This is a genomic window from Actinoplanes sp. ATCC 53533 (assembly GCF_003947245.1).
Window position 1 is genome coordinate 13,268 of record NZ_QHHV01000127.1, and the last position, 11,973, is coordinate 25,240.

Here is an 11,973-nt window from a genome sequence, read left to right on the forward strand (position 1 = left end):
GCCCTGATCGGTCCCACACCGGAGCAACTGAGCAGAATCGGCACGTGTCCACCGACTTCATCCGCGCCAACACACGACTCGCGCCCGTGCCCTTCCTTCCCGAGCTGCTGCTACACCAGGCCGAGGAGCCGATCGAGCTCTGGGAGCGGACCGAGGCGGCGGGCGCCGAACAGCCGCCTCCGTTCTGGGCTTTCGCCTGGGCGGGCGGCCAGGCCCTGGCCCGGCACGTGCTCGACGAGCCGGAGCTGGTCAGCGGGCGCGCGGTGCTGGACCTGGCGACCGGCTCGGGCCTGGTCGCGGTGGCCGCGGCCCGGGCGGGGGCGCGCACCGTCACGGCCAACGACATCGATCCGCTCTCGCTGGCCGCCGCCGAGGCCAACGCCGAGGCCAACGGGGTGCCGATCCGGCTCGTCGAGGGCGACCTGCTCGCCGGCGGGTATCCGGAGGCGGACGTGATCCTGGCCGGCGACGTCTTCTACAGCCGGGAGATGGCCGGGCGGGTGCTGCCCTTCCTGCGCCGCGCGGCCGGGCGGGGCGCGCTGGTGCTGGTCGGGGATCCGGGGCGGGCCTACCTGCCGACGGACGGGATGGTCCGCCGGGCCACCTACGAGGTGCCGGTGCTGGAGTCGCTGGAGAGCGTGCCGGTGCGGCGTACCAGCGTGTGGCAGGTAGTTCCGCAGACCCGGTAATCGCAGATTGTTCAACAACTCTTGTGCGATCGTTGAACAATCCCTACCGTCAGGGGTGCCTCCAATCGAACTACCCCGATCGAGGAGAGCCCATGACGACGCAGACGACCGCGCCCGCCCGCACCCGCCGAACCGCCCTGATCGGTGCCATCTTCCTGATGGCGACCAGCGCCATCGGGCCGGGTTTCATCACGCAGACCACCACCTTCACGGCGGCCCTGGGTGCCGCGTTCGCGTTCGGCATCCTGATGTCGATCCTCGTGGACTTCGTCGTCCAGATGAACATCTGGCGGATCATCTCGGTCAGCGGCAAGCGGGCGCACGAGCTCGCCAACGCCGTGGTGCCCGGGGCCGGCTACCTGCTCGCGGCCCTGGTCATCCTCGGCGGCCTGGTCTTCAACATCGGCAACGTGGCCGGCGCCGGCCTCGGCCTGAACGCGGCCCTGGGCCTGGACCCCAAGCTCGGCGGCCTGATCAGCGCGCTGATCGCGATCTCCATCTTCGTGGTCAAGCGGGCCGGGATGGCGATGGACCGGCTGCTCATCGTGCTCGGCGTGGTGATGATCCTGCTGACCCTGTACGTCGCGATCGTCTCCGGCCCGCCGGTCGGTGAGGCGCTGCGCCAGACGGTGCTGCCCGACGAGATCGACTTCGCCGCGATCACCACGATCATCGGCGGTACGGTCGGCGGCTACATCACCTACTCCGGCGCGCACCGGCTGCTGGACAGCGGCACCACCGGCCCCGAGCACGCCCGCGAGGTCACCCGCGGCGCGCTGACCGGCATCGCCGTCACCGGCCTCATGCGCTTCCTGCTGTTCCTGGCGATCCTCGGCGTGGTCAGCGGCGGCGTCGCGCTGAACACCAAGGGCAACGCCACCGCGCAGGCGTTCGAGTCGGCGGCCGGCGAGTTCGGGCTGCGGGCGTTCGGCGTGATCCTCTGGGCGGCCGCGATCACCTCGGTCATCGGCGCGGCCTTCACCTCGGTGTCGTTCTTCGACGCCTTCTCGAAGCGGTTCAGCGAGCCACGGCCGCGGTCCTGGGCGACGGTCGGCTTCATCGCCTTCACCACGGTGATCTTCCTGCTGATCGGCACCGCGCCGTCGGCCCTGCTGGTCTTCGCCGGCGGGTTCAACGGGCTGATCCTGCCGATCGGGTTCACCATTCTGTTGTACGCCGCCTGGCGCCGTCGGGAACTGCTGCGCGGCTACGCGTACCCGGTGTGGCTGCTCGTGCTCGGTGCGGTCGTGGCGGCCCTGACCTGGTACATGGGCATCACCTCGGCCCGCACGATCTTCGACTATCTCGCCGGCTGACCGGCGCGAGGAGACAGACATGGACCTCAACAGCGATCTCGGTGAGGGCTTCGGCGCCTGGCGGCTCGGTGACGACAACGCGATGCTCGACGTGGTCAGCAGTGCCAACGTCGCCTGCGGGTTCCACGCCGGCGACCCGCGGACCCTGCTGGCCACCTGCGAACGCGCGGTACGCCAGGGCGTCGTCATCGGCGCCCAGGTCGGCTACCGGGACCTGGCGGGCTTCGGCCGCCGGTTCATCGACTACGACAGCGCCGACCTGGTCGCGGACCTGATCTACCAGCTCGGCGCGCTGGACGGGCTGGCCCGGGCGGCCGGCGACCGGGTGCTCTACGTCAAGCCGCACGGCGCGCTCTACAACGCGATCGTGCACCACGAGCAGCAGGCCGCCGCCGTGGTCGACGCCGTCCGCCGGTACGACCCCGACCTGCCCGTCCTCGGCCTGCCCGGCTCGGTCTTCCTGGACCTGGCCGAGGAGGCCGGGCTGACCACCGTCCGCGAGGCCTTCGCCGACCGGGGCTACCGCCCGGACGGCACGCTGGTGCCGCGGCGCGAGCCGGGCGCCCTGCTGCACGACCCCGAGATGGTGGCCGAACGGATGCTGCGGCTGGTCACCGACCGGACGCTGGTCGCGGTCGACGGTTCGGTGATCAAGGTGGAGGCCGACTCGATCTGCGTGCACGGCGACTCGCCGGGCGCGGTCGCGATGGCCCGCGCGGTCCACGACGCCCTCACCGGCGCGGGCGTGCCGATCACCGCGTTCGCCGGATCCGGCCCGTGAGCCCGGCCGCGGAGCAGCGCACCACAGACCCGCGCACCACAGACCTGAGCGCCACAGACCTGAGCGCCACAGACCTGCGCGCCGCGTTCCGGGCCGGGCTGGTCCGGCCGACCGCCGGGCTGGCGCCCGGCGCGGCCCAGGCGAACCTCATCGCGGTGCCGCGCGACTGGGCCTGGGACATGCTGCTGTACGCCCAGCGCAACCCCAAGCCGTGCCCCGTGCTGGACGTGAGCGACCCGGGCTCGCCGGCCACCGTGCTGGCCGCCGGCGCGGACCTGCGCACCGACCTGCCGCTCTACCGGATCTGGCGGGACGGGCGGCTCGTCGAGGAGGTCCCGGATGCCACCGCCGCCTGGCGCGACGACCTGGTGGCGTTCCTGATCGGCTGCAGCTTCAGCTTCGAGGCGTCACTGCTCGCCGCCGGCATCGACGTCCGGCACATCTCCACGGGCCGCAACGTGCCGATGTTCCGTACCTCCCGGGCCTGCCGCCCGGCCGGCCGGCTGCACGGCGAGCTGGTCGTCTCGATGCGGCCGGTCCCGGCCGGCCGGGTCGCCGACGCGGTCACGATCAGCGGCCGGTTCCCGGCCGTGCACGGCGCTCCGGTGCACGTCGGCGACCCGGCCGGGCTTGGCATCAGCGACCTGGGACGGCCCGACTTCGGTGATCCGGTGGAGATCCGGCCGGGCGAGGTCCCGGTCTTCTGGGCCTGCGGCGTGACCCCGCAGGCCGCTGTGATGGCATCACAGGTGCCGTACGCGGTCACCCACGCGCCCGGCCACATGTTCGTGACCGACATCCCCGACACAGAATATGAGCGATGACGAGTTTTCTCCGCTGCGGCCGCGAGGCGCTGCTGGCCGAGGTCGACGACCTCGACACGGCCCTGGCCCTCTACGCCGCCCTACGGACGGCCGCGCTGCCCGGGGTCGTCGACCTGGTGCCCGCCGCCCGGACCGTGCTGATCCGCCTCGACCCGGCGGTCACCTCCCCGGCGGAGGTGGAGAAGGCCACCGCCGGGCTGCACGTCGCCGGGCAGCGCCGCATGGGCACCTCGACGGTGGAGATCCCGGTGCGGTACGACGGGCCGGACCTCGCCGAGGTGGCCGAGCGGACCGGGCTGAGCCCCGACGAGGTGATCGCGCTGCACACCGGTGCCCGGTGGACGGTGGCGTTCGCCGGTTTCGTCCCCGGCTTCGGCTATCTGACCGGCGGCGACCCGCGCCTCGACGTGCCCCGGCGGGACTCACCCCGGACCCGGATCCCGGCCGGCTCGGTCGGGTTGGCGGGCCGCTTCTCGGGCGTCTATCCCAGCGACAGCCCGGGCGGCTGGCAGCTGATCGGCAGCACCACCGCACGCATGTGGGACCTGAACCGGCCGGAGCCGGCGCTGCTGGTCCCCGGCGTCGAAGTGATCTTCAAGGCGGTGGACCGATGACCATGACGATCCTGCGCGCCGGCCCGCTGACGGTCCTCAAGGACGAGGGCCGGCCCGGCCACGCCGGGCAGGGGGTGGCGCCGTCGGGGGCGGTGGACCGGTCCGCGTACGCCCGGGCGAACGCGCTGGTCGGCAACCCGCGCGGCGCCGCGGCGCTGGAATGCACGCTCGGTGGGCTACGGGTCCGCTTCGACGAGCCGGCCGTCATCGTGCTGACCGGCACCGACGCGGTCCTCACCGTGGACGGCACGCGGACGGCGGTGGAGGAGGTCGTCACCGTCGCGGCCGGCGCCGAGGTGGCGGTGACCATGCCGCGCCGGGGTCTGCGCAGCTACCTCGCGGTCCGCGGCGGTTTCGCCGCGCCGGTCGTGCTGGGCTCCCGCTCCACCGACCAGCTCGCCGGGGTCGGCCCGCCCCGCCCGGCCCCCGGCGACACCCTGCCGATCGGTCCCGCCCCGTCCTCGCCAGCGACTGGCACGGCCGCGGATGACACGGTCGCGGACGGCACGGTCGCGAGTGGCATGGTCGCGGTCCCCGACGAGGACGGCCCGCTCGAGGTCGATCTCGGACCGCGCGACGACTGGTTCACCGCCGCGGCGATCGAGACGTTCCTGAGCGCGGAGTTCACCGTCTCCCCGGCCAGCAACTCGGTCGGGCTGCGGCTGGACGGGCCGGTCCTGGCCCGCGCCCGCACCGAGGAACTACCCAGCGAGGGCGTGGTCCGCGGCTCGGTGCAGGTGCCACCGGACGGGCACCCCATCGTCTTCCAGGCCGACCACCCGGTGACCGGCGGCTACCCGGTGATCGCCGTGCTGACCCCGGCCGCCGCCGATCGCGCCGCCCAGGCCCGCCCGGGCGCCCGGCTGCGGTTCACGGTCGCGCCCGCGTGACGGGCCCGCGCCGGCGGCTGATTGACTGACCGGGTGACGACGGTGGAGAAGCCGGGCTCCGCGACCAGGGCGGTGGAGCAGCTGCGCAATTCGATGATCAACGGCGAGCTGGCGCCGGGCACCCGGCTCTCCGAGTCATCGCTGACCGGCCCGCTCGGCGTCTCGCGCAACACCCTGCGCGAGGCCTTCTCGACGCTGATCGAGGAAGGGCTGCTGGTCCGCCAGCCGCACCGGGGCGTCTTCGTGGCGACCCTGACGTCGGCGCAGATCGCGGACATCTACCGGGTGCGCGTCCTGCTGGAATGCTCGGCCCTGGAGCAGGCCCCGACCGATCCGCCCCGGGCCACGGGCATGCGGGCGGCCGTCGACGAGGCCGGGCGCGGCGTCGCGGCCGGTGACTGGCGCGCGGTCGGCACCGCCAACATGCACTTCCACGAGCAGATCGTGGCGCTGGCCGGCAGCCCTCGGCTGGACGCCTGGATGCGCCAGCTGACGGCGGAACTGCGGCTCGCCTTCGTGGCGGCGCCGGACATCGAGGCGCTGCACCGGCCGTTCGTGGCGATGAACGCCGAGATCGCCGCGAGCTACGAGGCCGGCAAGGCGCACGAGGCGGCGGAGATGCTGCGCGACTACCTGCTGACCTCCGAACGCATCGTCCTCGGCCACCTGCCCTAGCGAGTCCCCGGCCACCTGCCCAAGCGAGTCCCCGGCCACCTGCCCAAGCGAGTCCCCGGCCACCTGCCCTAGAGAATCCTCGGCCACCTGCCCTGGAGCGGGCGCCTAGAGGAGCAGGTCGCGCAGGCCGAAGCCGTCCTCCACCACGGCGTCCGGCTCCGGGAGGCCGGTCGGATCCTCCCGGTCGGTGCGCGGGGAGCGCATCAGGACGGCGGCCGCGGCGTCGGCCCGCCGGGCGCAGACGATGTCGCGCCGGCGGCTGTCCCCGACGAACCAGCATCGCTCGGCCCGCACCCCCAGCTCGCGGGCGGCCTTCCAGATCATCTCCGGGTTCGGCTTCCGGACGCCCGCCTCGTCGCTGTAGACCTGCGCGGCGAACAGACCGGCGACGCCAGCCTTGGCGAGGAAGTCCCGGTGGGCGGCGCCGCAGAGCGTGTTGCTGACCACGGCCAACGGCAGTTCCGCCGCCCGGGCCGCGTGCAGCGCCTCCGGGATGCCCGGGCGCAGCGCCCACGTCGAGCGCCAGGCCCAGTCGTAGCTGAGCTTCGCGGCGTGCAGGCGTACGGCGTCCCGGGCCCGCGGCGGCCAGCCGGCGGTGACGAAGCGCTGCCAGACCTCGGCCTGGCTCAGCTCGTCGGGGTGGTCTTCGTCGCGCCAAGCGGCGTACGCGTGGTCGCCCGCGGTCAGCGCCCGGTTGATCTCGCCCGGCGTCAGCGTGCCCCCGGTCAGGTTGTAGAGCCGCAGCACCAGCTCGGGCGGCGCCGGATCCTGCCGGGGCGCGTCGGCGAGCACGCCGCCGAAGTCGAGCAGCAGGGCGGCCGGAACGCTCAGCATGCCTGCCAACCTATCGAGCCGAACCTACCGGCTGTCGTCGGCCCGCAGGGTCCAGGCGCGGACCCCGCCGACGATGCCGGCCGTGTTGGGCACCACCACGACGTCGTCGCCCATCCGGGCCAGCTGGGTGGGCGTGATCAACCGCGAGTTTCCGCCGCCCAGGTAGATGCGGTCCCAGAGGAAGACCGGGCGCAGCCCCTCCACCACGTTGCGGACCCGCCGCGACCAGAGCGCGTCGCCCAGCCGGCGCCGCTCGTGCTCGCCGATGTAGGTGTCGTAGCTCATCCCCCATCGCACCGGCGCCTGCGACATCTCCAGGTGCGGGGCGAGCTGGCCGCCGTCGAACAGCGCGCAGCCCAGGCCGGTGCCCAGGGTCAGGATGAGCTCACAGCCGGTGCCCGCGACCACCCCGGCGCCGTGCACCTCGGCGTCGTTGAGCACCAGCGTGGGCAGTCCGAACGCCTCGGCCAGCGCGGTCCGCGCGTCGAAGCCGTGCCAGGCGTCGACCAGCTCCGGGTCGACCTTCGTCCGGGGGCCGCTGCGGGTCACGTAGTGGGGCGTCGCCACCACTACGCCGTGGCGGAGCATCCCCGGCATGCCGACGGTGACCCGGTCCGCGGTCGGCAGCCGGGCGCCCAGCTCCACGAGCGTCTTGACGAACAGGTCGGGGGGCAGCGGATACGGCGTCGGCACCCGCAGCGGATGCGCGCGCATCGTGCCGGCCTCGTCGAGGACGGATCCCTTGATCCCGCCGCCACCGCAGTCAATCGTTAACGTGAAAGCCACGCCCAAGTGTGCAACGCGCGTCCCGGAGGCGACACCTAGAACCGTGCGAAGGATCTGACCGGCATCCGGGGGCCGAAGCGGGGCGCGCTGATCCCACCGGCCGCCAGCAGCTCGCACACCCGCCCCCGCTGGCCGGTGAACGGTTTCAGCAGCTCAAGCATCCGGGCATCGGTGCCGCGTGGCTCGCCGGCCAGCGCCCACGCCACCGTGTTCGGGATGTGGTAGTCACCGACGCTCACCGCGTCCGGGTCGCCGTATGTGGTGCGGATCACCTCGGCCGCGGTCCACGGGCCGATGCCCGGGATCGCGGTGAGCCGGCGGGTGGCCTCGGCGCCGTCGGCGCATCTCTCCAGCCGGTCGGCGACCAGCGCGGCCCGCTGCAGGGCCTGGGTGCGGCGCTGCTCCACGCCGAACGGGTGGAAGGCCCAGTACGGCGTCGCGGCCACGGCCCGCGGGTCGGGCGGCAGCACCAGGCCGGCCGGTCCGGGCGCCGGCTCACCGAAATGCCGGACGACCTTCCGGTACGCCCGGTGCGCCTCGACGCCGGTCACCTTCTGTTCCAGGATCGCCCGGATCAGCCGGTGGAAGATCTGCCCGCTGGCGGGGAAGCGTACCCCCGAGAAGGTCTTGGCCAGCCGCGCGACCAGCGGATGCGCGGCCGCGAGGGCCGGGAAGTCGCCGAGGTCGTCGCGCAGGCCGGCGATCGCGTCCGCGCGATCGACCAGCCAGGCCGCGCCGGGTCCGTGCCCGGTCGCGGTGAGCTCCGCGCCCACGCGGGCGAGGTGCAGGGCTCCAGGACCTTCAGGGGTACGGGCGGAGAGCCGGAAATCGCGGTCGTCGAGCGTGCCGCAGGGGTCGTGGCCGACGACGAGCAGGGAACGCAGCGTACGGGTGAATTGGTAGCCGTCCGGCAGCTGCAGCCGGCGCGTCGTCATCACCCGGGCCACTGTGCCACCTTCCCATCGCCCCGCCAACCATTCGCCCCGCCAACCATTCGGGGCATAGACGTGCCGATGGCCCTGACCGCGCTCCCGGTCAGGGCCATCGTGCGGGTTGGCGGACACCCGAGTCGGTCCGCGTCACCCGTAGCGGAGCTGCGTAGCTCGGCTCGAGCGGTCCCGCGCCTCCTTTCGTCAGCCGTTTCCTTACTCGTGCCGCCTGCCGCAGGTCTTGCCGTCCTCAGGGGGGTGGACGGCGGCCGGTCCCGACGGGGGGTCCCACACGGGGGCGTCACCTGGGCGACGCTCCCCCGCGGGGGTTCGGTACCGGATGCGGCAGGGCTCCGTACTCAGTTGTTCAGGTTCTGGTCGTACTAGTTGTTGTTCTGGCCGTTGTTGTTGCCGCCCTGGTTCTGCTGCTGGTTCTGGTTCTGCTGGTTCTGGTTCTGCTGCTGGTTGCCCTGGTTGCCCTGGTTGCCACCGCCGCCGCCGACCTCGATGCGAACCGCGTCGAAGGCGGGGGTCTGGTTGGCGCGCTCCATCATCGGGATGCGGTGCGAACCGTCACCGGCCCAGGAAGCACACTGCGCGGTGCCGTTCTGCGGGAGCCCGGCGACCTGGATGGTCACCACGTCCGGCGCAGCGCCGCCCCTCTGGTCCTCGGTCGCCACGAAGAACGCGGGGGCCGGGGCGGGGTCGGGAGCCTCGTCGGTGTTCGCCAGCATGCGGCAGGCGGTGTGGAAGTGACCGCGGACGATGCCGCCCTGCAGGATCGAGCTCTCCACGTAGTAACCACCCTGGCCGGCCGCGAGGAAGCGGTCCCGGATCAGGTTGCGGGTGCTGACCTTCAGGGTGAACGCCTGGTTCACGCCGACCTGCTCCGGAGCCTCGGTGATCAGCAGCGACGCGTTGTTCGCCGCGGCACCGACCTCACCGAACTCGGTGGAGACGCAGCGGTTGCCCTTCTGGAAGCCGTCGTGCGGCTCCAGCTGGCTGCCCTCGCAGCTGTTGGCCAGAACGCCCAGACCGGCGCCCGGAGGCGGAGTCACGGCGCCGCCGTTGTTGCCACCGTTGTTGCCGGCGTTGCCCCCCGCGTTTCCACCGCCGGCGTTGTTGCCACCGTTGTTACCAGCGTTGTTGCCACCGTTGTTGTTACCGGCGTTGTTGTTGCCGCCGTTGTTGTTGCCACCGTTGGCCTCACCGGCATTGGTGTTCCCACTGACAGCCGGCGCCGGGCTGGCCGCGCCACCGTTGTTGTTGCCACCGGTGTTGTTGCCGGCGTTCTGCATGACCCACTGGCGGCAGCGGTTGCGCATCTCCGCAGCGGTCGGCACGCTTCCCGCGCCGTCGTCCGCGTGCTGGGTCACCTTGCCACCGTTGGTGGTGTAGGTGCCCTTGCGGGTCTTGCTCGACAGCTTGGTCGACTTCGGAGCCTGGAGGTTGTTACAGGCGGCCAGCGCGCGCTGGGTGGACTTCTTGGTGCTCGCGTCCGAAACCTGCGTGACGGTGACGATGCCGCCGAAAGCAACCAGAGTGGCTACCGCGGCGATGATCCGGCGCCGACCGGTGAACCACTTTGACTTCGAGGATTCGCGCCGGTACTGGGACCTTCGCATGGTGACACCTTTCTCTGTCGCACACGTGGCGGGCGGTGGAGCAGCCGCCTGGGGTGATGCCGTACGGCCTGGTCGGCTGGCCAGGTCGGACCGTTCGCGGGCTATCGCGTCCGGAAGATGCGCATTGTGGTAATCACACCGGCGACCAGGGCGCCGGCGAGAACAAGGAGGATGACCGAGGTGTTGACGCCGGGGACGCCACCGGCGCCGGCTGCCGCGAGCATCTGGTTGTCGACCGGCACCGGACCACCGGCGGCCGCGGCCGGAGCCGGAGCGGTCGGCAGCGAGCCGAAGTCGACGATGCCGCTGCTCTCCAGCAGGGTCATGTGGGTCATCACGAACTGGTTCGTCTGCTGCGCCAGCTTGCGGACCGAGTCGTTGCGGGTGCTGGCCCGGATCGTCGCGATGGCCGGGAAGATGTTGCCGTGCGCCGCCCGCAGCCGGTCGATGTAGATCTGGTTGAACGTCTCGCTGGACGTGGCGTTCTTCATCTCGTTCAGCCAGCCCTGCTGGTTGCTGTTCGGCTGGTTCGGCAGCGCGACGCCCAGCTTCTTGGCGACCGCGATGTCGAGCTTGTCGAGCACCACGTGCTGCTGCGCGATCGTCCGGCCGATGCTCACCACGCGCGGGTCTTCCGACTTCTCGATGGCCATGTTGCCGGCCGGGATCTCCCAGAGCCCGGCGAGCCGGACCTTGATGATGAAGTCGCGATCCGCGGCGCTGACCGCGCCGGCGCCCTTGTCGGTGAGACCGGTGTTCGGCGGTACGGGTACGGGGGTGGCGTCCGCGGCACGGGCCATTCCGGCGGGAGCCAGCAGGACCGTCAAGGTCATTGCCAAGACCCCCACCGACCAGCGGTGCAGCCGGCGCTTGGAGCGGGCGGCAATCATCTCTCACACCTCCGACGTCGGTTCGGATAAACAATTCCGGTGGCGGCCGGGCGGTCTAGCGAAATGCTATAAGAAACATTTCCCGCCAGGCCGTTTGTACGGAATACTTAGGCCCGATTTAACGAAGACTTATGGACTCTGATCATGAGCGGCGGTGGCCGGCCGACGCCGGTTGGGGCATCGACCGGCCGCACCCATGCAGTCGATCAGTAGCTGTAGTCGGAACCCTCGTCAGCGGCCGCGTCGCCGCCGGACTCGTTCGCGGCGCCCTCTTCCTCGTCGTCCGCGGGCGGCGCTACAGCCTTGGACGGTGCCGGGAGGCAGGTGAGGTTCTTCTTGCCGTCGGGGGTGATGACGAACCACTTCTTCCCGACGTTCTGGCCCTTCCACTGCCCGGCCTCGGTGTCACCGATGTAGGTGTACACCGGCCACTTGTCGATCGTCAGCTGCAACGTGCCGTCCTTGCGGGTCACTGTGCCCACAGCGCTGGCCTCGACACCGTCGAGCTTCGGCTTCTCGCCCTTGTTGATCACAGCGGGCGGCCACACCTTGGCGCAGTCGTCGTTGCAGTTGGAGACGACCTCAGGCTTGACCTTGTCGTCGTCGAAGCGGTAGAGCACGAAGCCGTCCTCGTTCTGGACGGTCTCGCCCATCCGCTTCACCTTCGCGGCGTTGAGCTCGGTGGTGACCTCGTCGTCACTGAGCTCGGGACCCTCGGCGGCGTCGTCGTCGCCCTCCGCGGCGTCCTCCGGCTCCGCACCGGGGCTCGGGGTAGCGGCCGCGTCGACGGCGTTGGCGGCCGGCTCCGCGCCATAGTCACTCGCGTTGTCCAGTCCCGCCGGGGCGCAACCGGTCAGCGCAAACGCCGCCGCGATAGAGGCGCCGACGACCTTCAACTTTCGCTTCTCCGGTACCACTGGGTGCCCTCCAACTGGATCGTCGATCTCTGTGTCCGGGCTGTAGTACGCAACCGCGCTGCCAGCGGTTGAAGAATCGGGCCAATCAATTTCCTGGAATTTAGATTGAACCGAACGGCCGCGCGGTACGTAATTGACTGGCCCACCTGCGGCTTTGTCGCACAGCGTACCGAGCTGATTAGCAACGAGTAATTGCGTAGCGG

Annotated in this window: 13 protein-coding genes; 7 read left to right on the forward strand and 6 right to left on the reverse strand. The window is 71.6% G+C overall.

Annotation, left to right across the window (positions count from 1 at the left end; translation table 11 throughout):
- The first annotated feature begins 44 nt into the window (after window positions 1-44).
- From DMB66_RS36090 to DMB66_RS36120, 7 genes are all read left to right on the forward strand, one after another.
- A complete protein-coding gene (locus tag DMB66_RS36090; protein ID WP_125808615.1) occupies window positions 45-689 on the forward strand; it encodes a methyltransferase in 645 nt (214 codons plus the stop codon).
- Between the two features lie 92 nt (window positions 690-781).
- Window positions 782-2,005 carry an NRAMP family divalent metal transporter gene (locus DMB66_RS36095; RefSeq protein ID WP_125808616.1) on the forward strand — a complete coding sequence of 408 codons (1,224 nt, stop codon included), beginning with the start codon at window positions 782-784 and terminating at the stop codon, window positions 2,003-2,005.
- Between the two features lie 19 nt (window positions 2,006-2,024).
- Entirely contained in the window at window positions 2,025-2,786 is a 762-nt protein-coding gene (locus DMB66_RS36100) for a LamB/YcsF family protein (protein ID WP_125808617.1), read from the forward strand.
- Window positions 2,783-3,610, forward strand: coding sequence for a putative hydro-lyase (locus tag DMB66_RS36105; RefSeq protein ID WP_233625085.1), 828 nt, complete (start codon window positions 2,783-2,785; stop codon window positions 3,608-3,610). The genes DMB66_RS36100 and DMB66_RS36105 overlap by 4 nt, the downstream gene beginning before the upstream one ends.
- A complete protein-coding gene (locus DMB66_RS36110) occupies window positions 3,607-4,224 on the forward strand; it encodes an allophanate hydrolase subunit 1 (protein WP_125808618.1) in 618 nt (205 codons plus the stop codon). Before DMB66_RS36105 ends, DMB66_RS36110 begins: the two co-directional genes overlap by 4 nt.
- Window positions 4,221-5,114 (forward strand): biotin-dependent carboxyltransferase family protein, encoded by an 894-nt coding sequence (locus DMB66_RS36115; protein WP_125808619.1) that lies wholly within the window; start codon window positions 4,221-4,223, stop codon window positions 5,112-5,114. The genes DMB66_RS36110 and DMB66_RS36115 overlap by 4 nt, the downstream gene beginning before the upstream one ends.
- Window positions 5,115-5,147: 33 nt before the next feature.
- Window positions 5,148-5,789 (forward strand): GntR family transcriptional regulator, encoded by a 642-nt coding sequence (locus DMB66_RS36120; protein WP_125808620.1) that lies wholly within the window; start codon window positions 5,148-5,150, stop codon window positions 5,787-5,789.
- 105 nt (window positions 5,790-5,894) lie between these two features.
- On the opposite strand, the gene DMB66_RS36125 is transcribed toward DMB66_RS36120, so the two are convergent.
- The 6 genes from DMB66_RS36125 to DMB66_RS36150 form a co-directional block, all read right to left on the reverse strand.
- A complete protein-coding gene (locus tag DMB66_RS36125) occupies window positions 5,895-6,623 on the reverse strand; it encodes an HAD-IA family hydrolase (protein ID WP_199752825.1) in 729 nt (242 codons plus the stop codon).
- Window positions 6,624-6,647: 24 nt separating this feature from the next.
- A complete protein-coding gene (locus DMB66_RS36130; protein ID WP_125808622.1) occupies window positions 6,648-7,409 on the reverse strand; it encodes an ROK family protein in 762 nt (253 codons plus the stop codon).
- A 35-nt stretch (window positions 7,410-7,444) separates the two neighbouring features.
- A complete protein-coding gene (locus DMB66_RS36135; protein WP_125808638.1) occupies window positions 7,445-8,344 on the reverse strand; it encodes a DNA-3-methyladenine glycosylase in 900 nt (299 codons plus the stop codon).
- Window positions 8,345-8,721: 377 nt separating this feature from the next.
- Window positions 8,722-9,963 (reverse strand): Pecanex-like protein 1, encoded by a 1,242-nt coding sequence (locus tag DMB66_RS36140; RefSeq protein WP_233625086.1) that lies wholly within the window; start codon window positions 9,961-9,963, stop codon window positions 8,722-8,724.
- 101 nt (window positions 9,964-10,064) lie between these two features.
- The gene (locus DMB66_RS36145; protein ID WP_125808623.1) at window positions 10,065-10,853 is read right to left on the reverse strand and encodes a DUF4142 domain-containing protein; all 789 of its coding nucleotides are present in this window, start codon (window positions 10,851-10,853) and stop codon (window positions 10,065-10,067) included.
- 206 nt (window positions 10,854-11,059) lie between these two features.
- A complete protein-coding gene (locus DMB66_RS36150) occupies window positions 11,060-11,749 on the reverse strand; it encodes a hypothetical protein (protein WP_233625087.1) in 690 nt (229 codons plus the stop codon).
- Between the last annotated feature and the right edge of the window lie 224 nt (window positions 11,750-11,973).

Bases quoted from the DNA above. Each gene is read 5' to 3' on its own strand.
- DMB66_RS36095 (WP_125808616.1), top strand. From the start codon at position 782: ATGACGACGCAGACGACCGCGCCCGCCCGCACCCGCCGAACCGCCCTG.
- DMB66_RS36100 (WP_125808617.1), top strand. From the start codon at position 2,025: ATGGACCTCAACAGCGATCTCGGTGAGGGCTTCGGCGCCTGGCGGCTC.
- DMB66_RS36110 (WP_125808618.1), top strand. From the start codon at position 3,607: ATGACGAGTTTTCTCCGCTGCGGCCGCGAGGCGCTGCTGGCCGAGGTC.
- DMB66_RS36115 (WP_125808619.1), top strand. From the start codon at position 4,221: ATGACCATGACGATCCTGCGCGCCGGCCCGCTGACGGTCCTCAAGGAC.
- DMB66_RS36125 (WP_199752825.1), bottom strand. From the start codon at position 6,623: ATGCTGAGCGTTCCGGCCGCCCTGCTGCTCGACTTCGGCGGCGTGCTC.
- DMB66_RS36135 (WP_125808638.1), bottom strand. From the start codon at position 8,344: ATGACGACGCGCCGGCTGCAGCTGCCGGACGGCTACCAATTCACCCGT.
- DMB66_RS36140 (WP_233625086.1), bottom strand. From the start codon at position 9,963: ATGCGAAGGTCCCAGTACCGGCGCGAATCCTCGAAGTCAAAGTGGTTC.
- DMB66_RS36145 (WP_125808623.1), bottom strand. From the start codon at position 10,853: ATGATTGCCGCCCGCTCCAAGCGCCGGCTGCACCGCTGGTCGGTGGGG.